This is a genomic window from Streptomyces sp. NPDC040432 (assembly GCF_055595445.1).
The window spans coordinates 1-22,629 of sequence record NZ_JBVIVP010000043.1 but is presented as its reverse complement, the minus strand read 5'-3'; the positions used below and the strand labels follow the sequence as shown (position 1 = coordinate 22,629).

Here is a 22,629-nt window from a genome sequence, read left to right as displayed (position 1 = left end):
GTACGGAGCGGAGGAGGGTCGCACCGAGATCGTCCGACCCGGCGTGGACCTGCGCACGTTCGGACCCGGCCGCGGACGGGCGGCGGCGCGGGCCGCCCTCGGGCTACCGGCCGACGCGTTCGTGCCCCTCTACGCCGGCCGCATCCAACCCCTCAAGGGGCCCGACGTGATGGTCCGGGCGGTCGCCGAACTGCTGAGGGACGCTCCGCACCTGCGCCCGCGAACCGTCGTCCCCGTCGTCGGCGGGAACTCGGGGGCCGGTCGCAGCGGTGAAGCCTGGCGGCTGGCAAAGGAGTTGGGGGTGTCCGACGTGCTGCGCCACTTCCCGCCGGTGCCACCGCCGAGCTGGCGCAGTGGTACCGGGCGGCGGACGTCCTCATGGTCCCCTCGCGCAGCGAGTCCTTCGGACTGGTGGCCCTGGAGGCGCAGGCGTGCGGGACCCCCGTGCTCGCCTCGGCCGTGGGCGGACTGCCGACCGCGGTGCGGGACGGGCGGACGGGCCGGCTCGTCCACGGCAACGACCCGGTGCGGTACGCCCGATGGCTGCGTTGGTTCGCCGAACACCCGCGGGAGGGAGCGGTCATGGGCGCGGCGGCGGTGGGACACGCCCGATCCATGAGTTGGCGGACCGCGGCCGCCCGGACCTTGGACGTCCATGCGGACGTACTCCGCGCGGGGCGGTCGGGACCGGCGATGAATGAGGCAGGAGCGACGGCACGCCCCTGCCTCGCCGACGCCTCTCTCCTGGAGGGTCGAGAAGGCCGGAATTCCACCCTAGCAGCTCTTTTGGGCTGACCGAGGGTGCGCCGTTGTGACGTATCCGTGAACTCTTCGCAGCATGCGTGGAATTGGCGCGGGTTGTTCCTGGCGCATGCCGTGCGCGTTTCTCGCGCAAGGACTCCAGATCCACTTCAGGTGCGCTAAAGAAATCCGGTCCCACCTGGTCCCGTGTACGACAATGGAGATGTCTTCGAAGGAATTCCGACGGCACGGATCCACGAGGGCGAAATCGAACTTCACATTCCTGGAGGAATCATGTCGGCAGCGCACACCACCGCATCCCGCGCGATCGCCCGCCACGCCGCCCCCGCCCTTCGGGCCTGTACCGCCGCCGCTCGGCCGGCGGCCCGGTCGAACGGCAACGGTTGGGACTGAGCCGCCCGGACGGTCCCGCGACGAGCCCCGCAATCGCCCCCCGGGGCTGCCGCGGGGCTTTTCCGCGGGCCCGGGCGGAGTGTTGCGGCCGTATTTCGGGCGGGGTTCCCGGAAGCGGCGTCCGGCGTCGATGGGGGGTGAATCAATCCAGCCATCCGAGTCGCTGCGCCCGCACCCCGGCCTCGAAACGGCTCGACGCCCCCATTTCCTGCATCAACTCGGACAGCATGCGGCTCACCGTCCGCAGGGAAACCCCCAGGTTCCGGGCGACCTTCTCGTCCTTCATTCCCGAGGCGAGCATCTTGAGCGCGGCCCGCTGCTGCTCGGACAGTCCGTCGCCGCCGAGTTCCGGTGCCACGTCGTCCCCGTACGGTGTGGCGGCGTGCCAACAGTGCTCGTACAGCGCCAGGTAGGAGCGGACCAGGGCGGGACCCCGGGCGAGGATCGCGCCCGCCGACCGGTCGTCGGGGTGTACGGGCAGCACGGCGAACTGCTGGTCCGCGATGATCATGTTCATCGGGGCCGCGGGCGACAGCCGGATCTCGACCCCGGCCTCGACGCGACGGCGCAGCATCTCCACCGCTTCCGGCGAGGTGGTGATCCGCTGGTGGTAGATGGCGCGGATGCGCACCCCGTTGTCGATCTGCCGGCGGTCGCGGCTGAGCACCCGGTCCGCGACCTCCCTGACCAGGGCCGTCACGTGCATGGAGGTCAGGTCGTGGCGGATGACGTCCGTGATGTCCTCCAGCACCTGCTGGATCCGGCCGTAATCGTCGATGATCTCGACCTCGACCTCGGAGCCGCTCAGCGAACCGGGGCGCAGGAACTTCCCGACCAGCGTCTCCAGGGCGCTGTACGTCCGGTCGGACTCGTCCAGGTGCTCGCGCAGCCGCTCGCGTTCGCGTTGCAGCATCCGCAACAGGGCGATCTCCGGGTCGACCACGGCCACCGCGTCCGGTCCCGGCTGCCAGGCCCCGGACTGGAGGTCGGCGCGGGTGGCGTGGGTGGTGCCCGTCGGCACGATGAGGCCGAGGGCGATCAGCTCCGCGCGCCACCGCTCGCGCTCCTCGGGGGCCGGCCCGAGCTCCGCGAAGACGTCGTTGAGGTTGGACACCCCGCGCAGGCGCAGCTGCTGATAGAGGGCCAGCACCCTGTCGGCCGACTGGACGCCGTCCCTGCCATCGCCCGTTGCCATTGCGAAGCGACCCCCTCATCTTACGAATCGACAGTCACACTTTGGCACATGCCCGCGAGGGAGTCCCCGCCCCCCGGAAAGGGAAGTGACCGGCGTCACATGCCCTGCCCCGGGTGTGCGGCGCCGTCGCGGACCTGCCGGGACGGGGTGACGTCGAGGGGGTCGACGGGGTGGGCGCAGGCCCGACTCGCCGGTTCGTGGCGTGGTCGGTCCTCCGGTGGGGTCGGTGGGTGTCAGCCCTGCGGCAGGCTCAGGCAGTCGGGGCAGAGTCCCTTGAAGATGACCTCCGCGTCGTCCATCCGCCAGGACCGGAGTTCCCCGCCCGTCGGCTTCGGAGCCTCGGCCCGGACGTTCTCCACGCGCCCGCACCGCAGGCAGAGCGCGTGCTGGTGCGGCGGGCCCGAGACCTCGAAGACGGCCGGCAGGCCCGGGCGGTCGAACTTCGTCGCCAGGCCGGTCTCCAGGAAATGGCGCAGCATCTCGTAGACGGCCTGGCTGGTCAGGGTGCCCAATCGCGCGCGGGCCGAGGCCGTGATGGACTCGACGTCCATGTGGCCGCCCGCCGCCAGCACTTGGAGCACTTCGAGGCGCGGTCCGGTCACGCGCAGACCCACGTCGCGAAGGCGCTGGATCACCGCCTCGCGGCCGGTCGACTCCTCCACGACAGCCATCGCTGCGCCCCATCCGTCATCTGGTCCGCTCAAACCTTTGGGAGCATCGTACCTCTTGCCCGGCCTCGTGGAGCGGGGTGGGCGTCGGCCGTCAGGCGAGGGTCCGGCAGACGAGCAGGACGCTCTCGGTCCGCTCGTCGGCGCGGTGGTGCCTGCGGCGCTCGACCCGGAGCCCCGCCGCGCACAGCTCCGCTTCGAGGCGCGCCGGATCCACGATCCACTTGCGCGTCGAGCGGACCACGCGTTCGGTGCCCACCTTGTTGGTGCGCACGCAGTGGTAGGAGACGCGTTCGCTCATGTCGTCGACGTCGAAGACCTGACGGGCCACGGCCCACTCCTCCACGCCGTCGAAGCGGGGGACCGGGAACGCCCAGGTGCGCACCGGCTCCTCGGACAGCCCCAGCGGCCGGTGCGCCGTGAAGTCGAGGGCGAGCGCCCCGCCGGGCTCCAGGTGCGCGGCGATCTCGCGCAGCAGCCCCGGGCGGGCGGACGGCGGTACCGCCGCGATCATCGTGCCGGCCAGCAGGGCCAGCCGGTACGTGCGCCGCAGCCGCAGGTCCGACAGATCGGCCCGGGTGGTGACCAGGCGGCGCGCCACCTGGGGTCCGATCCGGCGGCCCCAGTTCCGTACCCGTTCAAGGGAGTCCGCGTCCCGGTCGACGGCCTCGACGGAGAAGCCCTGGCGGGCGAACGGGACGGCCAGCCGACCGGAGCCGCAGCCCAGGTCCAGGACCGGGCCGCCGCAGCGCCGGGCGAGGCTCAGGTAGCGGACGATGTCCGCACTGTGCGGACCCAGCAGCGCGTCGTGCAGCCAAGCCGCGTCCTCGTCGGCCGGGGCGGTCGATTCCAGCCCGGGGAGGAAGTCCGCGGGCGCCGGCACGGCTGCGCCGGTCGGATACGCGGTCGGCGGCGTCGCGCAGGGCGCCGCGTGCGGGGTGGGCGTGATGGCCGCGACCGGCATGACGGGCAGGAAGGTGCCGCTCGATGTGTGCATCGCTCCTCCAGGGGCTCGCTCGGTCCGACCGTCGGGGCGGTGCTCCCGTGCCGTCGAGAACCCGTCGCCGCTGGTCAAATCCTGTCCTGCGGCCCGGGGGTTGGGCCAGAGCGGCGGGCTGCGTGAACACGCGATGGCGTGGATCTGCCACGTCCGCCGGGCGGGAGCCGTCGCCGGACCGGGTGGCGTGCCGGGGGTGTCGAGTGCGCCGGGCGCGGCAGCGGGGCGGCTCGGTCGGCAGGGCCGGCGAGCCGCTGGTTCAAGCCGATCGTCAGAGCGTGCGGCCGAGCCGGAGCGGGGTCAGCGCCGTGAATCCGTGATGCGCGAAGAACGGCAGGGCGGGGGCCTGCTCCACGGGGAGGCCGATCCGCTGGGCCGTCGCCCCGTGCGTGCGCATCCGTTCGGTGGCGGCTGCCAGCAGGGCCGTGCCGACACCCTTGCGGCGGCGGGCCGGAGTCGTGCACAGGGCGTAGACCTCGCCCTCCGAGGCGACCGGCACGCCGCCCGACACCGCTCCCACGACGGCGCCGTCCGGACCGGCCGCGACCAGCCAACCGAGCCAGCCGGGCGCTCCGCCCGGAATTCCAATTTCCGCTCTTATGCGGGGCAGTGAGCAATGGTCCGACACCAGTCGGCCGACACGGATTTCACCGAGGGCGCTGCCGTAGTCCTCACGAATCGCCTCGGCGAGGAGCCGGGATATCGCCGTCGCGTCACCCGGCGCTGCCGCCCGCACGTCAGCCAGCAGCATTTGTTACGCCCCTCTCGCCGCACCGGTCCTGAGCCCGCACGCGCCCAGAATAGCGGGCAATTCGAGTGGTCGGGGGGCAAGGCGAAATCTACGAATTGGCTTAGTAAATAGCCGGGTTGGGGCGATCGTCGGTGGAAGGGCCGGGCGGAGCCGCCATCACGAGGTCCAGCAACAGGCGACGACCGTGGGCACGATCACCGACATGGCCGCCGTCACCGCGAGCAGGCCGCGCAGCACCGCGTGCCCCACCCGGTGCGGCGTCAGGATGCGGCGCATCCGCAGCGCCGCCGACGGACCGCCCGCGGCGAAGGCCCGCCGGGGCGCGTGCCCGGCCGCCAGCGCGTAGAGCGCCGTGGCCAGCGCGTCGCGCGAACAGCCGCGCAGAGCGCGGTCGTCGGCGGCCATCTCCAGCAGCAGCGGTACGGCCTGACCGCCGATCCGGGCCAGGGGGAGCCGGCGGAAGACCGTCGCGTACGCTCCCGCCGCCGCGAGCAGCAGGTGGTGCCGGCCGGCGATGTGCGCCCGCTCGTGGGCGAGTGCGGCCGCCAGCTCCTGTTCCGTCAGGACGTCCGCCGCCCCCGAGGAGATCACGACGCGGCGCGAGCGCCCCGGCAGGCAGTACACCGCCGGGCGCGCGTCGTCCAGCACGGTCACCCCCAGCTCGGCGTCGTACCGGCCGACCAGCCGCAGCAGTTCGGCGTGCCTGCTCCGGGCCCGCCGGGCCCGCACGAGTTCCCGCGCGAAGCCGGTACCGGGCAGGGCCAGGACCGCGAGCGCCGTGGCGGCGGCGAGGAACTCGCGCGCCGTCCCGTCCGCCACCCGCCGGGGGGAGGGCGGGCTCAGGGTCAGGACGGCGTCGATGAGCCGGTGACTGGTCTCGGCGGGCAGCAGGAGCTGGGCGGGCAGGATCGCGGTGGCGAGCGCGAAGACGGAACCGCACATGATCCACACGGCCAGTCCGAGCCGGGGCACCTGCTGGGCCCAGCGGGCCCGCAGCAGCATCCAGGGGATCACCATGCCCGTGATCAGGGCGAGTCCGAGCGGCGGTAGGACGTGGTGGTTCACCGGGTGCCTCCGGTCGGGCCGGCGGGGCGGTCGGGATGGGCGGCGCGCAGTGCCTCGTCGAGGGCGGCCACGTCCTCGTGGGACATGCGCTCCACGAACCGGAGCAGGGCGGCCCGGCGGTCCTGGCTGTCGCCGAGGGCGTCCTGCATGAGCGCCGCCGTGTACTCCTCCCGGCTGCGGACTGCCACGTACATCCAGGCCCGGCCGGACTTCTCGCGGCTCAACCAACCCTTGCGGTAAAGGATGTCGGCCACGGTCATCACGGTGGTGTAGGCGACCTTGCGGCCCCGGTTTATGTCGTCGACGATCTCGCGGACGGAGGCGGGCCGCTCCCACTGCCACACCCGGTCCATGATCTCGGCCTCCAGCTCTCCCAGCCGGCGTACGCGCATCCCTCTCGGCCCCTCCCGCTCGCGAGCGGCTCATGCTACGGCCCGCCCCCGCGCGCACGACCGAGCAGCCCGGCCGGCGGACGTCCGCCGGCCGGGCTGCTCGGTCGTGGGATGGAGCGTGGGAGCGGTGGACCCGTCGGACCACGCGCGGAGGGAGCGGGGGCGGTGGACCCTTCGGACCCTACGCGCGGACGAGACGGGCGATGGCCTCCGTGGCCTCGGCCACCTTGACCCGGGCGTCGTCCCCGCCCCGGGCGGCGGCCTCGGCGACGCAGTTGCCGAGGTGCTCGTCGAGGAGCGTCACGGCGCAGGCCCTCAGCGCCGCGTTGACCGCGGACACCTGGGTCAGTACGTCGATGCAGTAGGCGTCCTCGGTGACCATCCGCTGCACGCCGCGGATCTGGCCCTCGATCCGCCGCAGACGTCTGATGACGTCGTCCTTCTGTTCTCCGTAACCGGCCACGGGCGCTCCTCAGTTGGCGGCGGCCCGGAAGCCGCGCAGACGCAGGCTGTTGCCGACGACGAAGACCGAGGAGAAGGCCATGGCCGCTCCGGCGATCATCGGGTTGAGCAGTCCCGCCGCGGCGAGCGGCAGCGCGCCCACGTTGTACGCGAACGCCCAGAACAGGTTCGAGCGGATGGTGCCGAGGGTCTTGCGGGCGAGCCGGATGGCGTCGGCCGCCGCCCGCAGGTCGCCCCGTACGAGGGTCAGGTCACCGGCCTCGATCGCGGCGTCGGTACCCGTGCCCATGGCCAGGCCCAGGTCGGCCTGGGCGAGCGCGGCCGCGTCGTTGACGCCGTCGCCCACCATGGCGACGCTGCGCCCCTCGGCCTGGAGCCGCTTGACGACGTCGACCTTGTCCTGCGGCATGACCTCGGCGATCACCTCGTCGATACCGACCTCGGCCGCGACGGACTCCGCGACGGCCTTGTTGTCGCCGGTCAGCAGGATCGGTGTGAGACCGAGGGCGCGCAGCCGGCGGATCGCCTCGGCGCTGGTGTCCTTGACGGCGTCGGCCACCTCCAGCACGGCCCGCGCCTCGCCGTCCCAGGCGACGGCGATGGCGGTGCGCCCGGCGGCCTCCGCCCCGGCCTTGGCGAGCTCCAGGTGCGCGGGCAGCGCCATCGCCCACTCGGCGAGGAGCTTCTCGCGGCCCACGAGCACCGCGTGCCCGTCGACGACGCCCTGCACACCGAGTCCGGGGACGTTGGCGAAGTCCTCGGGGGTGGGCAGCGTGCCGACCCGGGCGCTCGCGCCGGCCGCGACGGCCTGGGCGATCGGGTGCTCGGAGGCGTGCTCCAGGGCACCCGCCAGGCGCAGCACGTCGTTCTCGTCCACGCCCTGCGCGGTGTGCACCTTGATCAGGGTCATCCGGCCGGTGGTGACGGTACCGGTCTTGTCCAGGACGATGGTGTCGACCTTGCGGGTGGTCTCCAGGACCTCGGGGCCCTTGATCAGGATGCCGAGCTGCGCGCCGCGGCCGGTGCCGACCATGAGGGCGGTCGGGGTGGCCAGGCCCAGGGCGCACGGGCAGGCGATGATCAGTACGGCGACGGCGGCGGTGAAGGCGGCCGTCAGGCCCGAACCGGTGCCGAGCCAGAAGCCGAGGGTGGCGAGCGCGAGGCCGATGACGATCGGCACGAACACCGCGGAGATCTTGTCGGCGAGGCGCTGCGCGGCGGCCTTGCCGTTCTGGGCGTCCTCCACCAGCCGGGCCATCCGGGCCAGTTGGGTGTCGGAGCCGATGCGGGTGGCCTCGACGACCAGCCGGCCGCCGGCGTTGAGGGTGGCTCCGGTGACGGAGTCCCCGACGGACACCTCCACCGGGACGGACTCGCCGGTGAGCATGGAGGCGTCCACGGCGGAGGAACCCTCCACGACGGTGCCGTCGGTGGCGATCTTCTCGCCGGGCCGGACCAGGAAGCGGTCGCCGACCTGGAGGTCGGCGGTGGGCACGGTGACCTCGCGGCCACCGCGCAGCACGGTGACCTCCTTGGCGCCCAGTTCCAGCAGCGCCTTCAGGGCGGCGCCGGCCTTGCGCTTGGAGCGGGCCTCGAAGTAGCGGCCGGCCAGGATGAAGGCGGTGACTCCGGCCGCCGCCTCCAGGTAGATGTTCCCCGCGCCGTCGGTGCGGGCGATGGTGAACTCGAAGGCGTGGGTCATGCCGGGGGTGCCGGCCGTACCGAAGAACAGGGCCCACAGCGACCAGAGGAACGCGGCCGTCGTACCCACGGAGATCAGCGTGTCCATGGTGGCGGCGCCGTGCTTGGCGTTGGTCCACGCGGCCCGGTGGAAGGGCCAGGCGGCGTACGTGACGACGGGTGCGGCCAGCGTCAGGGAGAGCCACTGCCAGTATTCGATCTGGAGCGCCGGGACCATGGCCATCGCGATGACGGGTACGGCGAGCACGACGGAAATGATCAGCCGCTGCCGCAGCGGGCGCAGCTCCTCTGCCCCGTCGTCCTCCTCGCCGCCGGAAGCGGGCCCCGAGCCGGTGTCCGTGCGGGGAGGGGCCGGCTCCTGCGCGGTGTAGCCGGTGGCCTCGACGGTGGCGATCAGGTCCGCGACGGAGATGTCGGCGTCGAAGGTGACCTTGGCCTTCTCGGTGGAGTAGTTGACGGTCGCCTCGACGCCGTCCATGCGGTTGAGCTTCTTCTCGATGCGGGCCGCGCACGAGGCGCAGGTCATGCCGCCGATGGCGAGCTCGACCTGGGCGGCGCCGGGAGTGATGGTGGTCATGAGGGCTGCTCCTCGTTCGAGCGCGGGGTGGGGGCCGGGGCCCGGTGGGACGGACCGGATCCCGGCGGCCGAGTGGTTCGGGGTGGGGCGGAGCCTCAGGCGCGGCCGGTCAGCTCGTAGCCGGCGTCGTCGATCGCGGCGGCGATGGCGGTGTCGTCCGGGTCGCCCGCGGTGGTGACCGTGACCAGGCCGCCGTCGACGTCCACGTCCACGGACAGGACCCCGTCGAGCGCGCCGACCGACGCGGTGATGGCGGTCCTGCAGTGCCCGCAGGTCATGCCGGACACGCGGTAGGCGGTGGCGGTGCGGTCGACGAGCGCGGTGGCGGTGGTCGCTCCGGCGTTCGTGCCGCAGTTGCCGTCGGGGGAGCAGCAGGAAGACATGGATTTCTCCTCGGTCGGTTCAGGTAGCCGCCGGATACCCGCTGGGGGTATCCGAACTGATCTCAGGTATACCCCCCACGGGTATCGGTCCGCAAGGGATCCCGCGGCTTGACTTGGTACCCCCCGGGGGTATGGTGAACCCATGAAACCGCTGGACGCGGCACTACGTCGTACGGGAGAGCAGCCATGAACACCGGAGTGAAGACCGCCGCCTTTGCCGCCGCGCTCGCAGCGGCCTTCGGCGCCGCGTACGGGGTCGGGGCGGGCGTGGGCCCCGTCGGCCCACCCGTGAAGGTGGAGCACGCGAACCACGCCGAGGCCCCCGCGTCGAAGGGCGCGGACGCCGGCCACGGAGGTCACGCGGAAGCCGCCGCGCAGGCCCCGGCGGCGGGTGGCCTCCAGGTGTCCGAGGGCGGTTACGCGCTCAGCCTGGACACCCCGCGGATCGAGGGGGGACGGGGGGAGCTCCGCTTCTCGGTGAAGGACGCCGAGGGACGCAAGGTCACCTCGTACAGGACCGAGCACGGCAAGGAACTGCACTTCATCGTCGCCTCGCGCGACCTCACCGTGTACCGCCACCTCCACCCGGTACGGGCCGCGGACGGCACCTGGTCGACCCCGGTCGACCTGCCCGCGGCGGGCGGCTACAAGGCCTTCGCCGACTTCACCCCCGCCGGGGAGGGCGCGAAGGGCGTCACCCTCGGCGCCGACCTGGCCGTGCCCGGCGCGTACGCGCCGAACCCCCTGCCGGCCGCGGCGAACACCGCCGACGTGGACGGCTACCAGGTCACCCTCGGCGGCACCCTCGAACCCGGGCGGGCCGGCGAGCTCAAGCTGACGGTCACCAAGGACGGCAAGCCCGTCACGAACCTGGAGCCGTACCTCGGGGCGTACGGCCACCTCGTCGCCCTCCGCGACGGGGACCTCGCCTACCTGCACGTCCACCCCAACGAGGGCGGCCCCGGCCCCGACGTCTCGTTCACGGCGACGGCCCCGAGCGCGGGTGCCTACCGGCTCTTCCTGGACTTCCAGCACGAGGGCAAGGTCCGCACCGCCGCCTTCACCGTGAACGCCGGCACCCGACCGACCCCCGGCCCGGACGCGAGCGCCCCGACCCCCGCCCCGGCCACCACGCCCGCTCCCGCCGCCGAATCGACCGCCCCCGCATCGGGCGACGCGCACACCCACTGACCCGGGCAACCGGGGCCGCGCCCCCCGGCGCGCCGCGGGACGGAAGGCAGGGCCCGGGAAGGCAGGGGAAGGCCCGGCAGGGCCCGGCGGGCTCCGCAAGGCTTCGACCGAGGGAAGGGATCGCCGTGCACGGTTACACCGCACACAAGGACGACGTCCTCAAGCGGCTGCGCCGCATCGAAGGCCAGGTGCGCGGCCTGCAACGCATGGTCGAGGAGGACGCGTACTGCATCGACGTGCTCACCCAGGTCGGCGCCGCCACCAAGGCCCTCCAGGCCTTCGGCCTGACCATGCTGGAGGACCACCTGCACTCGTGCGTCGCCGCCGCCGTCACCGAAGGGGGCGAGGAGGCCCGCAGCAAGGTGGAGGAGGCCTCCCGCGCCGTCGCCCGACTGGCCCGTTCCTGAACCCTCAAGTCCGGGGCCGAACCCTCAGCCCCGGGGCGCGCCGCCACGGACCGCGGTGACCAGCCACGCGCTGCTGCGCAACCACACGGCGCCGCCCGCCTCGTGTCCGCGCAAGCGGTCCGTGAGCAGCCGGCGCGCCTCCTCCCGCGCCTGCGGCCCCACCTGCCCGAGCATGTGGCGTCCCGGCCCGGAGTCGAGCAGGAAGGCGGCCGCGTCCTCGGCGTCCCGCCCCCAGTTCCCGGCAACGTCGAGCCGCTCGGCGTGCACCGCCTCCCCGCCGGCCTCCGACAACAGGGCGCTCGCCAGGCCCGGTTCGGAGAGCGAGAACATGCCCTCGGAGCCCGGGGTGCCGAAGTCGCCGAGGGGGAGGACGCCGTCGAGCGAGGCCATCGCCTCGAACCACTCGTTGTCCAGGGGGCGGGCCGCGCAGACGAACGCCAGCCGGCCGCCGGGGCGCAGCGCCCGCAGGACGTTCGTGAACGCGGCCACCGGGTCACCGAAGAAGGTCATCCCGTACCGGCTGACGGCCGCGTCGAAGACGCCGTCGCCGAACGCGTGGACCTGGGCATCGGCCTCGACGAACGACGCGTTGCGAACCCCCTCCCGCTCCGCGTTCGCCCGGGCCCGGTCCACGGCGGGGGCCGACAGGTCGACCCCGACCGCCCGCCCACGGCCCGCCCGGCGGCCAGCAGGGTGGTGCGTCCGGGACCGCAACCGACGTCCAGGACGTGGTCGCTCCCGCTCACGGCGGCGGCGTCGAGCAGCGGTGCGTTGAAGCCGTCGTTGACGGCGTCCCAGCGTGCGTGGCTCCGGGCCCAGTGGGAGCCCTCGTACCCGTTCCACGCCTCGGCCTGATCGGTGTTGCCGGTCCGCGTCATGCTGCACCTCCGTACCGGCCGGGCGGCGCGAAGCACCCGACCCCTAGTATGGGCAAGTGCCCAAACAGTATGGGCGGATGCCCGTACTGGCAACGGGCTTGACGGAAAGGGGTGTTATGTCACCGCGTGGAGTGGCGATACCGGACCTCAGGGAGCGGCTGTTCGCCGCCGCCGAGCGGGTCGTCGCACGTGACGGGGCCACCGGCCTGACCAGCCGGGCCGTCACCGCGGAAGCCGACTGCGGGAAGGGGGTCCTGCACGCCCACTTCGCCGGCCTGGACGAGTTCGTCGCGGAACTGGTCCTGGACCGCTTCGCCCGCGCCGCCCGCCAGGCGGCCCTGCTGCCGTCACGAGTGGGACGGGGCTCCGTCGCGGACAACCTCCAGGACATCATGGTCGCCCTGCTGGACTCCCTGCCCCCGGCGGTCGTGGGCATCGCCATGACCCGCCCCGCCGCGTCCCTCCACACCCGCGAGGGACTGGAGTCCGGAGCGCCGGCCTTCGGGGTGATCCAGGACTCGGTCACCGCCTATCTGGAGGCGGAGCGGCGCCTCGACCGCATTCCGCCGCACGCCGACCCGGCCACCATCGCGCTCGCCCTGGTCGGCACGGTCCACCATCTCCTGATGACCCGTACCCCGGCCACCACCCCGACCCCGCCCACCACGACGCACCGCCTGATCGGCGCGCTCCTGGGGCCCGGGCCCGCGCCGGCGGCCCCCGGATCCGACTGACGGGCGGGTCGGGGCGCCCGCGTCGGCCCGGAGGGCCGGAGCCTCACGTACCGGCCGGGCGTGCCCCCGTCCGAGGGCGGCTCGCTCCCCGGAACCAGCCGCCGCACCTCACCACGCGATCGCTGGGACCCGCCGGCCACAGGCCCTCGACGGACGGCCGGGAGCGCGAAGGATCACGCCGGAGCACGAAGGATCACGCCGGATTACTTGATCGAAACGACTCACTCACCCCTGGTCCAGGCCAGGAAGCGGCTGAACAGGCCGCCCTTGGCCTGCGGCGCGGCGCCGACGCTCGTGCGCGAGGACCCGACGGAGGAGGAGGACGGGGCCGCCGCCTGCTGCGGGGCCGGCCGGCCCGGGTTCGCTCCGGCGGGCGCGGCGGGCTGCGGAACGCCCTTCGGGGTGAAGCCGATCGGGAGGGTGACCAGCGAGCGGCTCCACATGCTCGGCGCCCAGGTCAGCGACTTGAACGGAACCCGCAGCTCGACGTCGTGCAACTGGTTCAGCAGCGTCTCCACGGCGGTCACGGTCATCATGAAGGCCGGGTCCTTGGCGGGGCAGGCGTGCGGGCCCGCTCCGAACGCCAAGTGGGCCTTCGCGCTGAGCTGTTCGCGGTGCTCGGTCAGCTTCGGATCGGTGTTGGCCGCGGCGAACGAGATCAGGACCGGGTCGTTGGCCCGCACCAGCCTGTCACCGAGCTCGACGTCGTGAGTCGGGTAGTGCGCCGCGTAGTTGGCGATCGGCGCGTAGTTCCAGAGGGTCTGCGAGACCGCGTCCTCGACCGGGAGTCCGATCTGCCAGTCCTCCCCGAGGTACAGGGCGCTGCTGGTACCGATGGCCGCCGCCACCGGCGCCGTGCCACCGGAGAGCAGCGTGACCAACTGGTGCAGCACCTCCTCGTCGGTGAGCTGGGCCGGGTGCTCCATCAGACGTGTCGTCAGGTCCGACGTCGGCCGCCGCCGCTTGAGGGCGATCAGCTCGGTGAGCGCCCCGCCGAGCACCTCGTCGGAACCGGGCTTCCCCTCGAAGAGGCCGCTGATCCCGGCGATCACACGGTCACCGATGTCGGGCGGGCAGCCGAACAGCTCGCTGAAGACCAGCAGCGGCAGCGGCTGGGCGTACTCGGCCATCAACTCCGCCTGACCGCGGATGTCCGTACTGAACTGGCTGATCAGGTAGTTGGCGGACTGCTGCGTCTGCCGGATCAGCTGGTGCTCGTTGACCGTGGCGAGACTGTCGGTGACGGCACGGCGCAGGCGCGCGTGGGCCGCGCCGTCACTGAGGAGCGCGTTCGGACGGTACGCCAGCATGGGCAGCGCCGGGCTGTCGGCCGGCACGCGCCCTTCGTTGAGGGCGTTCCAGCGGCGCGAGTCGCGCACGAAGGTCGCGGGGTTCTGCAGGACGTAAAGGGCTGCGTCGTAACTGGTGACGAGTTCGGCCTGAACACCGGGGGCGATCTCCACCGGCGCGCTGGGACCGAAGTGCCGCAGCTGCGCGTAGTGGCTCTCCGGGTCGGCCCCGAACGAGGGGCCGTACATCCGGACGTTCCCGTGCGCGGGGCAGCCGGGGGGTATCTCCTGGGACTCGATTGGCTGTTGCATTCCTGCGCTCCTAGCCGAGTTGGGACATGAGGTGGGTCACGAGGGTGATGAGGGCCTGCGCCGAGGAGTTCTCGTCCCGCACGTCGCACTGCACGACAGGGGTCTCGGCGGTGAGGTTCAGGGCCTCGCGCACCTCGTCGAGCGGGTAGTGGGTGGTGCCCTCGAAGTGGTTCACGGCGATGGCGTACGTCAGACCGAACCGCTCGACGAGGTCCAGGACGGGGAACGACTCGTGCAGCCGTTCCGGGTCGACGAGGACCAGCGCACCCAGCGCCCCCCGCGAGAGCTCCTCCCACATCTCCTTGAAGCGCTCCTGGCCGGGCGTCCCGAAGAGGTAGAGCACCAGGGTGTCGCTGAGGGTCAGCCGGCCGAAGTCCATGGCGACGGTGGTGGTCGTCTTGTCGGGTGTGCCCGACAGGTCATCGAGGCCCACGCTGGCCTCGGTGATCTCCTCCTCGGTCCGTAGGGGCTCGATCTCGGAGAGACTTCCGATGCAGGTGGTCTTGCCGACCCCGAAGTGCCCCACTATGAGGATCTTCACCGCGTGGGAGACATCTGGATCCAGGTACACGGACTACGCTCCGAATCGATTCTTCAGGCCTTCGAGCACGGCGCTGACCAGTTCTCTGTCGACCCGTTCGGCGCGCGGTATCGGTGTCCTCGCGAGGATGAGACCGTCCTCCTCCAACTGCGCCAGCAGGATCCGGATGACGCCCAGCGGCAGGTGCGTGTGCCCCGCCACCTCCGCCACGGACAGGAAGCCGTCCGCGACCAGGTCCATGACCTGCCCGGCTTCGGGCGACAGCGTCCGCGCCGTGGCCTGTCCGTTCTCGACCGCCGACGCCGTCACGAGCGTGGTGTGCTCGTACTCGTGGTCCGGGGGCAGCGCTCGACCGTTCGTGATCACGAAGAGGGGGACTAACGGAGACGTCAGTTCCAACTCATCATCCTGCGCGGGCCCGTCAGACATGACCTGTTCCCTTCCCCGATGTCGCCGCCGCGGTCAGTCGGGGAACCACCTCGTGCAGGCGCGTGGTGAACTTCTCGATGTCACAGTCGTGCTCGGCGGCAGCGGCCAGGAAGGCATCGGGCCCGGCCGCCATCAGGAAGATCCAGCCGTGCTGGAACTCGATGACCGTCTGACGCCACTCCGCGTCCTCGACGGCTCCCGTGAACTGGGAGGTCACCCGGCTGTAGGCGTGGATGCCCGTCATCGCCGCCGAGATCGTGTCCGCGAGGTCGCGGCTCATCCCATGGGTGGCTCCGCGGGGCAGTCCGTCCGATCCCAGCAGCACCGCGTGGCGGGCACCCTCGACCTCGGACACCACCCGGTCGAGCTCGCCGAGGACGAAGCCCCCGTCGGCGGATCCCCGCTGTCGGGAGGAGTCCCCCCGCGCACCTCCGGCGTCCTCGACGCTCACCCTCGGCGGCGAGGTGAGGTTGTTGCCCAGCCGTGCGACGAGACGGTGCATGCGGAAGGAGATCTGCTGCATGTCCACGTCGGGTGCGGCCGCCGCCGCGAGGTACGAGCCCTGCCCGGCCCCGATCAGGAAGCTCCAGCCGTGCGAGAACTCGATGATGGTCTGGTTCCACTGCCGGTCCTCCTCGGGTCCGGCGAAGTGGGCCGTCGCCCGGCTGAGCGACTGCATCCCCGCCATGGCGGCGGAGATGGTGCGCACGTCCTTCTCGGCCAGTCCCTCCGTCGCGCCGCGAGGGAGGCCGTCCGCGGACAGCAGGACGGCGTGCCGTGCGTGGGGCACGTTGTGCACGATGTCCTCTAGCATCCACGACAGGTCTGCGGTCATGCGTCTTCGGGCCCTTCGAACGAGGTGGCGTCAAGGTTGCGGCCGGAGAGCGTGCCGCGCTGAAAGGCCCCGAGGCCGCGCCCGGAAGTGCGGCCCGTCTCCTGCGGGGTCCGGGGCGCCGACGGCGCCGGCTCGGGATCCGGAACACTCGCGATGGGCGCCTGACGCGCGCCCCGCTTGGGCAGACCGTGCATCGTGCGCGACGGAGCGCTCTGGGGCCGGCTCTCCGGCCGGCTCTCGGGCGCGCGCCGGATGTTGCTGACCGGAGCCTCCTGGACGGGCGGTATCTCCTCCATGGTCCACAGCTCCTCGGGCAAGAGGACGACGGCCCTGACGCCGCCGTAACGGGAGACTCCGGTGACGTCCACCCTGAAGCCGTGCTGACGCGCGATCAGGCCGACGACGGGGAAACCGAACTTCGGCTGGGTCCCGAGTTGCGACAGACGGGGGGCGACTTCCCCGGACAGCAACGCGGTCGCCCGCTGCCGGTCCTCGTCGTTCATGCTGACACCGGCGTCGTCGATGACGATGCACAGGTTGTTCTGCACGCGCTGGAACGTGACCTCGATCGGCGCGTCGTGCTGCGAGAAACTGGCCGCGTTGTCGAGCAACTCGGCCACGGCGAGGGCGACGGGCGCGACCGCGGAGGCCTTCAGGGCGAGACCGGTCTGCTGCATGATGGCGACCCGGTTGAAGTTGCGGATCTGACCCTGGGCACTGCGCACCACGTCGTAGACGCTGGCGGCCCTGTTGCGGCGTCCGAGCGGCGCACCGCACATGACGGCGATGCCCTGAGCCTTGCGCGCCATCTGGGCGTTGGCGTGGTTGACGTCCAACAGGTCACCGAGGACGCCGTGTCCGCCGTACTTGCGCTGGATCCCGTCCAGTAGCGTCGTCTGCTCGGCCGCCAGGCTCTGCAGGAGGCTGGCAGCACCCTTGAGGACGGCCTTGGTGTTCTCCTCCGCCGCCTCCTTGGCCTCACGGATCGTGGCGTCCTGCTCGTTCCGGAACCTCTGCAACTCCCCGTACGACGCGTGCAGGTGGCTCTCCGCGGCCTGTAGTTGGTGCCTCAGTTCGGCCTCGTTTTGCTCCTTCTTCGCCCCCAGCGCTCTGTTACGGGCGACGAGTGCCACGACCGCGACGACGGCTATCGCCGCCACCGCAACCAAGCACCACACAAGTGCGTCTCGATTCATGGAAACCTTTCCCGGCGCATGTCATGCGGACGGCTGCAGATACACCTCGCGAGGCCCCGCAACACAGCTGATCGGCGCGGCTCACCCGCTGCGGTGCGGAGAGCCTGCCGCCGATCGGAAATCAGCATCTGCGTCAAAATGGATCAAGATCACAGATGCCGGGATGCTATCACCCGGTTCTTCGCCCCCTCGACGCCGGTCCGGGCGCCGGATTCGCCTCAACCCGGCTGCTACAGAAGCGGGTTGACATGGTGCTTCGACATCTGACCCACCGTCGTCCGCCCCGCTCCCGACCGTTCGGTCGAGCCCTTCTTCACGCGAGGGGCGACAATCCCTCACATCGTCCCGACTCCCCGTCAACCCATGGGACCGCACCGCGGTGAGCCACAATGGCGCGATCGCAAGGGCCCGAATCCAGGACCGGGACGACCGCGCGAACCCACCCGGAACCCCGCCCCGACGGCGGTCACCTGGGCGGGGCGCCCTCCTTCCCCACAGCAACCGCCACCCGGCCCGAGCCGCTCCCCGCCCGCGAAAGTCCCTCCGGCGATACGCACGAGCCGGCCGAAGAACGTCGCCGAGCCACGCGCTCCCCGGAACCGGTCCTTCACAAGTCGACGCAGGACCCGCACGAGTTCCCCGATCCGGAACCCCGCGGGGCGCCCGGGGAGAACGCCGCCGACCACACAGCAGCCGGGACCGCCGGCGGAGCGCCGCGCCAGACCCTTGCGGGCCCGGAGCGTCGACCGGTGAACGCCCGCCGCGATGCCCCGCACGGCTCGGCCCTCGGCGGCCACGGCCGGGAGCGACGCGACAACACCCCCGAAGCCCTCCTCGGCCTCGCCACCTGCCGTATGACCCCCTGCCACATCCCACGCCTCTGCCAAGGTCCGTGACCGTCAATTCGATCGACAGCTCGGCAGATCCTGTCAACGATGTGGTGTCGTCGAACCTTCATCAGGGAGTCATTCGTGTCGTCCAGGACCGCGGACATCGACTTCACCTTCGTCCGCGCGCTCACGGTGCGCACCACCCTCCGGGCCTTGGCAGCCACAGGTTGGGCACTGGAGGAGCCGCTCTCGTACATGGTGAACGACGACGACCTGTACGACTGGCGGTCCACGACACGCGACCGCACCCAGGATGTCTTGGCCATCCTTGACGCGCCCGAGCACGTCAACCACCACGTGGCCGTCTGCATCCACCACGAGGGGGCGAGCACGGGCGGTCAGCTCATATTCTTCTCCGGCCGCATGACCTGCGGCTTCATCCCGACCATCAACCGGCGGCGGATACCCGACTCACTCGACTTCACCGACCTGAGCTGGTACCTGCACACACTCGTGCCACCTCTGCTGAAGATCGGGCTGAAGACCTACGAGGCACGCGACACCGGCCACTACTAGGCATGCTCGAACGCAGCAGAGGGACGCGGCGACGTGAGCGGGCGGGGCGCCCACCGGCCTGCCGCGGGAATGTGCCGAAGCACCGAGGCCGGCAGTGATCACTCACATCCGACCAAGGGTGATTTCAGCGACTGCGGCCGGTCGTACGGGTCCCGCCGATGGGTTCAGCGGCAGAGCTCCATGATGGTGTCGTCGAAGTCGGGGAACTCCTGGGCCGCCAGCTCGATCACGGCTGCCGCCGACCGGCGCCGGTGCGGTGCGAATCCTTCGGCAATGGCCGCCAACTCCGGATTGGGGTGTGCCGTCCAGTCGGGCTCGTACGAGGTGGCGGCCTCCCAGGGGCCGAAGCCGTCGGCCAACAGCCACAGGAAGTCGCCCAGGTCGCGGGCGACGACGCCGGTCTCTCCCTCGGACCCGAGGAAGACGACGGGCTGCTCGGCCGGCGGCCGGCCGGGACGGACGATCCAGAGGGCCGCGTACCCGCCCGAGCCGTCCTGCCCGAACACACGGAATTCGGCGCCGTCCTGCTCGGTGTTCCCCGTCCACGCCTGGAACCAGTCGGCGGTCTCGGCCGCGGACAGGAAGGCCGGGAAGGGCTCGAAGTCGACCCCGGTCCTCCCGTCGGCGTAGTCGAAGGGAACGGCCAGCGCAGTGGCGAGTGCGGCGGGGAACTGTCGGTCATCGGTGGGCGTCACGAGGACAGGCTTGCCAGGGGGTCGGACACGAACGCTCTGCGGTCCGGGTTGGTGAGTACCACCCGCTTTGCGCTGGGCAAGTCCGGACGGGCCGCGCCCCTCCGCAACCGTGTGCAATCGCAGGTGGTGCGCCGTCTAGAGCCAGTCGCGCTTCTTGAAGATGACGTACAGGCTGACGCAGACCACCGCCATCAGCAGGATCGCGAAGGGGTAGCCGCCCGCCCACTTCAGCTCGGGCATGTCCTCGAAGTTCATCCCGTAGATGGTTCCCACCAACGTGGGGGCGAAGAGGATGGCCGCCCACGAGGAGATCTTCTTGATCTCCTCGCCATCAGGTCGCTGACCTGCGGAAATAGCCTCAACGAGTGCTCCGACCGGCGATGATCGGCCTTTCCGAACCTTTCAACGTGCTGCCCGTTTGTACGGCCGATTCTCCCCAGCCGCCCCCCCCAGCAGGCCCTCGTTCTCCCCAGATTCTCCCCAGCCGCTGCGGCCCGGGAGGACGGGGTGCCGCTGGCCAGAGCTTGATTCAAGCGTCGTGCAGAGCTACGCAACGTAGCGCAAGGTGGTCGGAGCGAGGGCGGCAGTCGCCTTCGTGGGGCGACGGCTTGACGAACCGATTCGATTCTCCCCCTCGGCTTCGATCCGTCTGCCAGGCTCGGACACGTGACGTACGTAGTGACCGTAGACATCTGCATCTCGGAGGGAACTCCGGAGATGGACCCGCTGCAGCGTGCCGGGGCCGTCGCGCTGATCGAGAGCGGCTTCGCCTCGGTCGACGGCATCGACGGGCCGGACGGCATGGAGGTCGACCTCCTCGACACGATCGTGGGCGCGTATCCCGGCGGGGCACTGCTCAAGGTGTTCGTCTACGCCGAGGCGCTCGAATTCGCGGAGGACGCCGTCCGGGACGTCGTGAGCGAGGTGCTTCGACGCTCCGAGCTGCTCGCCGATTGGAAGGTCGAGCGGTGCGAAGTCGAGCTGCACCCGGAGCTCACCCAGGAGAGCCTTGCCGCCGCCGACGGCCCGGACGGCCCGCCGAACGACCCCGCGGCCCGCAAAGCCCGTCATGCCGAGCCGCCCGTAGCCGCCGAAGGAGGCGAGTACGACGCACAAGCTAAGGCCGAGGAAGTGCGCTCCCGGATGCTCGTGCTGGCGGACGAGCTGCGTTCCTTTCCACCCGTGATGTTCGGTGTGCAGGACGACCTCGGGGAGGAGGACGGCGACGACTACGGGTTCGCAGTCGCGCCCCAGGATGCCGTGCTGGCCGCCGGCGCACTGATCTACGCCACCGATGTCTTGATCGACGAGCTGTTCGAGGACGTGCACACCCTGGAACAGGAGGGCACCAACGTCGGCGAGTGCGACGGTCCGCTGTGGCACCTGGAGGACCTGCCGGAGAGGTACGTCCTCCAGTACGACACCCGATTCGCCCGCCGCTTCCTGGTGACCGTGATCGCCATGACCACGCGCTTCACCAACGGCAGTTTCGACCAGCTGAGTTGCATCGCAGAGGAACTTGCCCTGAGGCTTCTCTTGAGCCAGACGACCGTCACCCTGGAGTTGTTCGGGTTGCTCGACGACGGCGTCGCGAATGCCCTAGAAGTCTTCGCCGACAACGTCTACGAGGACATGGACCACGAGTGGCTGTACGACGGTTCGATGGACGGGATCGACGAGAGCGCAGTGGGATCGGCCCTCGGCATCGCACCCATGGAGTTCGGTGCTTGGTTCACGCCGTTCAACCCCGGTAGGCACGTGCACCCATCGGCCGCAGACGAACCGGACACGGCCGCAGCGTGATCCGCCCCGTTCCCTGATGCGACAGAAGCACGGCGGGCGCGGAGGCGCTGTTCGGGCCGATCGAAGCGGCCCCATCAGGTCACGTCACTTCGCCATGCCCTGGTTCCCCCAGACGTAGGGCCCGGGGATGGTCCCGGGTCGCCAGTGCCGCAGTCACCCTGCCAACGGCGTCGTCCACGCCTTCGTGCTCCCAGATGCGCAGCGGCAGCCAGCCCAGGTGTACCAGGTGGGCGTCGGTCTCCTCGTCGCGGCGGACGTTGCCTTCGAGTTTCCGGCGCCACCATTCGGAGTTGTGCTTCGGAGCGTGCAGATGCTTCTGGCACGCGTGCCAGAAACATCCTTGGACGAAGACCGCGGTTCGCCATCTCGTGAAGGTGACGTCAGCGCGGCGGCGCGGCATCCCGGGGATGGGCATGTTCACGCGGTAGCGGAAGCCCAAGGAATGAAGAGCACGTCGCAAGGCGAGTTCTGGAGCAGTGTCTCGGCTGCGTTGGGCCACCATCACCCTCCTGACATTCGCGTCCCGCGGACTCGGTACGCCTCTGCGGCTGTCTTTGGTCTCCACTCCCGGACAACTAGTGGCTGCCGATTCGGTAACCGCCTCGCGGTACGGCGCGGTCTGCCAGGGCTGGATCTGTTCGACCGTCGACACAGCAGTCAGTGACGTGCTCATGAGGAGTAATTCGCGCCGACCTAGCCGGATCTGACCAAACGGTGGCCTGGTGTCCTCGTCGTTCGACACTATGCGGTGGGGGCGTGATCGGCTGGACACGCAGGGAAGCTGAGGGGGAACACGATGATCGAAGTTCTGCCGGTGACTGGAGAACAGCCGGACATGCTCGGCGCGGCCATCGCCCTGGGCAACAGGTACACCAAGAGGCTGGGGCTGCTCACGCCGCCCGCGTACCGGAAGTACGCCGACGATGGTGGGTTGCTGGTCGCGTTAGAAGGCGGCGAGCTCGTCGGCTACGCGCTCTTCGGGCTGCCCAAGCGCAGCCAGCACGTTCGTCTCGTGCACCTGTGTGTGGCGGAGGAGAGTCGGGGCAAGGGGATCGCTAGCCGCTTGATCGCAGAGCTCCGCCGTCGCCAAGGACATCGGCTCGGCATTCGGGCCAGGTGCCGGCGGGACTACGGGCTCAGTGCCACGTGGAGCGGTCTCGGCTTCGTTCCGAAGGGTGAGGGCCTGGGACGAGGGGGTGACAAGGAGACCCTCGATACCTGGTGGCTGGACCACGGCCACGAGGATTTGTTCGCCGAAGCGCAGAGCGACGCCCTGCTGGTCGTGACCGTCGACCACACCGTCTTCTCCGGACTTCGAGGCGCGGGCGCTGAGAACGCGGTCGAGGAGTCGCGGGCTCTTGAGGCCGGGTGGCTCGCAGACCTGGTCGAACTCGCCTACACGCCACAGCTCCTCCTCCACGTGCAGGCGGTCGAGGATCGGGAGCAGCGGAACCATCAGCGCGCCGGCCTGTCTAAGGGTTGTCCCGTAAAATGATCTACGTCTCAGGGGTGACGGGATAGTCAGGGTGATCTCCGTAAGGTGACGCCAGGTCGAGCAGGTCGTCGC

General features: G+C 71.1%; 23 protein-coding genes and 2 pseudogenes. 7 read left to right on the top strand and 18 right to left on the bottom strand.

From position 1 onward, the window contains the following. Positions 1–378: 378 nt before the first annotated feature. A complete protein-coding gene (locus tag ACZ58N_RS38205; protein ID WP_471170045.1) occupies positions 379–795 on the top strand; it encodes a glycosyltransferase in 417 nt (138 codons plus the stop codon). Positions 796–1,297: 502 nt separating this feature from the next. Here the strand turns inward: ACZ58N_RS38205 and ACZ58N_RS38200 are convergent. From ACZ58N_RS38200 to ACZ58N_RS38160, 9 genes are all read right to left on the bottom strand, one after another. Further along, positions 1,298–2,350 carry a helix-turn-helix transcriptional regulator gene (locus tag ACZ58N_RS38200; protein WP_471170041.1) on the bottom strand — a complete coding sequence of 351 codons (1,053 nt, stop codon included), beginning with the start codon at positions 2,348–2,350 and terminating at the stop codon, positions 1,298–1,300. A 233-nt stretch (positions 2,351–2,583) separates the two neighbouring features. Then, on the bottom strand, positions 2,584–3,021 hold the full coding sequence (locus ACZ58N_RS38195) for a Fur family transcriptional regulator (RefSeq protein ID WP_471170038.1): 438 nt from the start codon (positions 3,019–3,021) through the stop codon (positions 2,584–2,586). Between the two features lie 91 nt (positions 3,022–3,112). After that, positions 3,113–4,015, bottom strand: a complete 903-nt coding sequence (locus ACZ58N_RS38190) for a class I SAM-dependent methyltransferase (RefSeq protein WP_471170035.1) — start codon at positions 4,013–4,015, stop codon at positions 3,113–3,115. Between the two features lie 271 nt (positions 4,016–4,286). Continuing rightward, on the bottom strand, positions 4,287–4,766 hold the full coding sequence (locus ACZ58N_RS38185) for a GNAT family N-acetyltransferase (protein WP_471170032.1): 480 nt from the start codon (positions 4,764–4,766) through the stop codon (positions 4,287–4,289). Between the two features lie 156 nt (positions 4,767–4,922). Next, positions 4,923–5,831 carry a M56 family metallopeptidase gene (locus ACZ58N_RS38180; RefSeq protein WP_471170029.1) on the bottom strand — a complete coding sequence of 303 codons (909 nt, stop codon included), beginning with the start codon at positions 5,829–5,831 and terminating at the stop codon, positions 4,923–4,925. Continuing rightward, positions 5,828–6,223 carry a BlaI/MecI/CopY family transcriptional regulator gene (locus tag ACZ58N_RS38175; protein WP_471170026.1) on the bottom strand — a complete coding sequence of 132 codons (396 nt, stop codon included), beginning with the start codon at positions 6,221–6,223 and terminating at the stop codon, positions 5,828–5,830. Before ACZ58N_RS38175 ends, ACZ58N_RS38180 begins: the two co-directional genes overlap by 4 nt. Positions 6,224–6,404: 181 nt before the next feature. Then, positions 6,405–6,686 (bottom strand): metal-sensitive transcriptional regulator, encoded by a 282-nt coding sequence (locus ACZ58N_RS38170; RefSeq protein WP_471170023.1) that lies wholly within the window; start codon positions 6,684–6,686, stop codon positions 6,405–6,407. Between the two features lie 9 nt (positions 6,687–6,695). Continuing rightward, positions 6,696–8,963: a heavy metal translocating P-type ATPase gene (locus tag ACZ58N_RS38165; RefSeq protein WP_471170020.1), complete on the bottom strand. Its 2,268-nt coding sequence runs from the start codon at positions 8,961–8,963 to the stop codon at positions 6,696–6,698. 95 nt (positions 8,964–9,058) lie between these two features. Then, positions 9,059–9,346 carry a cation transporter gene (locus tag ACZ58N_RS38160; protein WP_471170017.1) on the bottom strand — a complete coding sequence of 96 codons (288 nt, stop codon included), beginning with the start codon at positions 9,344–9,346 and terminating at the stop codon, positions 9,059–9,061. Positions 9,347–9,532: 186 nt separating this feature from the next. Between ACZ58N_RS38160 and ACZ58N_RS38155 the strand changes: the two genes are divergently transcribed. Continuing rightward, positions 9,533–10,537: a hypothetical protein gene (locus ACZ58N_RS38155; RefSeq protein ID WP_471170014.1), complete on the top strand. Its 1,005-nt coding sequence runs from the start codon at positions 9,533–9,535 to the stop codon at positions 10,535–10,537. Between the two features lie 119 nt (positions 10,538–10,656). Then, on the top strand, positions 10,657–10,944 hold the full coding sequence (locus tag ACZ58N_RS38150) for a metal-sensitive transcriptional regulator (RefSeq protein ID WP_471170060.1): 288 nt from the start codon (positions 10,657–10,659) through the stop codon (positions 10,942–10,944). Positions 10,945–10,968: 24 nt separating this feature from the next. Here the strand turns inward: ACZ58N_RS38150 and ACZ58N_RS38145 are convergent. Continuing rightward, positions 10,969–11,822: pseudogene (locus tag ACZ58N_RS38145) on the bottom strand (class I SAM-dependent methyltransferase). Positions 11,823–11,938: 116 nt separating this feature from the next. Between ACZ58N_RS38145 and ACZ58N_RS38140 the strand changes: the two are divergent. Then, positions 11,939–12,556, top strand: coding sequence for a TetR/AcrR family transcriptional regulator (locus ACZ58N_RS38140; RefSeq protein WP_471170011.1), 618 nt, complete (start codon positions 11,939–11,941; stop codon positions 12,554–12,556). A 221-nt stretch (positions 12,557–12,777) separates the two neighbouring features. On the opposite strand, the gene ACZ58N_RS38135 is transcribed toward ACZ58N_RS38140, so the two are convergent. From ACZ58N_RS38135 to ACZ58N_RS38115, 5 genes are read right to left on the bottom strand one after another with little or no spacing between them, the layout of a single operon-like run. After that, on the bottom strand, positions 12,778–14,157 hold the full coding sequence (locus ACZ58N_RS38135; RefSeq protein ID WP_471170008.1) for a cytochrome P450 family protein: 1,380 nt from the start codon (positions 14,155–14,157) through the stop codon (positions 12,778–12,780). 10 nt (positions 14,158–14,167) lie between these two features. Continuing rightward, on the bottom strand, positions 14,168–14,728 hold the full coding sequence (locus ACZ58N_RS38130; RefSeq protein ID WP_388902603.1) for a GTP-binding protein: 561 nt from the start codon (positions 14,726–14,728) through the stop codon (positions 14,168–14,170). A 3-nt stretch (positions 14,729–14,731) separates the two neighbouring features. Then, on the bottom strand, positions 14,732–15,127 hold the full coding sequence (locus ACZ58N_RS38125; protein ID WP_471170004.1) for a DUF742 domain-containing protein: 396 nt from the start codon (positions 15,125–15,127) through the stop codon (positions 14,732–14,734). Further along, positions 15,120–15,962, bottom strand: coding sequence for a roadblock/LC7 domain-containing protein (locus ACZ58N_RS38120; RefSeq protein WP_471170001.1), 843 nt, complete (start codon positions 15,960–15,962; stop codon positions 15,120–15,122). The genes ACZ58N_RS38125 and ACZ58N_RS38120 overlap by 8 nt, the downstream gene beginning before the upstream one ends. Continuing rightward, positions 15,959–17,158, bottom strand: coding sequence for an ATP-binding protein (locus ACZ58N_RS38115; protein WP_471169998.1), 1,200 nt, complete (start codon positions 17,156–17,158; stop codon positions 15,959–15,961). Before ACZ58N_RS38115 ends, ACZ58N_RS38120 begins: the two co-directional genes overlap by 4 nt. 971 nt (positions 17,159–18,129) lie before the next feature. Between ACZ58N_RS38115 and ACZ58N_RS38110 the strand changes: the two genes are divergently transcribed. Beyond that, the gene (locus ACZ58N_RS38110) at positions 18,130–18,564 is read left to right on the top strand and encodes a hypothetical protein (protein ID WP_471169995.1); all 435 of its coding nucleotides are present in this window, start codon (positions 18,130–18,132) and stop codon (positions 18,562–18,564) included. Between the two features lie 164 nt (positions 18,565–18,728). On the opposite strand, the gene ACZ58N_RS38105 is transcribed toward ACZ58N_RS38110, so the two are convergent. Together ACZ58N_RS38105 and ACZ58N_RS38100 are read right to left on the bottom strand one after the other, a co-directional pair. Continuing rightward, a complete protein-coding gene (locus ACZ58N_RS38105; RefSeq protein ID WP_471169993.1) occupies positions 18,729–19,259 on the bottom strand; it encodes an SMI1/KNR4 family protein in 531 nt (176 codons plus the stop codon). A 135-nt stretch (positions 19,260–19,394) separates the two neighbouring features. Continuing rightward, a pseudogene (locus ACZ58N_RS38100) lies at positions 19,395–19,589 on the bottom strand (CorA family divalent cation transporter); the annotation flags it as partial. A gap of 336 nt (positions 19,590–19,925) precedes the next feature. Here ACZ58N_RS38100 and ACZ58N_RS38095 point away from each other — a divergent pair. Then, positions 19,926–21,062 (top strand): hypothetical protein, encoded by a 1,137-nt coding sequence (locus ACZ58N_RS38095; RefSeq protein WP_471169990.1) that lies wholly within the window; start codon positions 19,926–19,928, stop codon positions 21,060–21,062. 79 nt (positions 21,063–21,141) lie between these two features. Here the strand turns inward: ACZ58N_RS38095 and ACZ58N_RS38090 are convergent, their stop codons facing one another. Continuing rightward, the gene (locus ACZ58N_RS38090; RefSeq protein ID WP_471169987.1) at positions 21,142–21,735 is read right to left on the bottom strand and encodes a very short patch repair endonuclease; all 594 of its coding nucleotides are present in this window, start codon (positions 21,733–21,735) and stop codon (positions 21,142–21,144) included. A gap of 123 nt (positions 21,736–21,858) precedes the next feature. Here ACZ58N_RS38090 and ACZ58N_RS38085 point away from each other — a divergent pair, with 123 nt between their 5' ends. Then, on the top strand, positions 21,859–22,557 hold the full coding sequence (locus ACZ58N_RS38085; protein ID WP_471169984.1) for a GNAT family N-acetyltransferase: 699 nt from the start codon (positions 21,859–21,861) through the stop codon (positions 22,555–22,557). Positions 22,558–22,629: the final 72 nt, after the last annotated feature.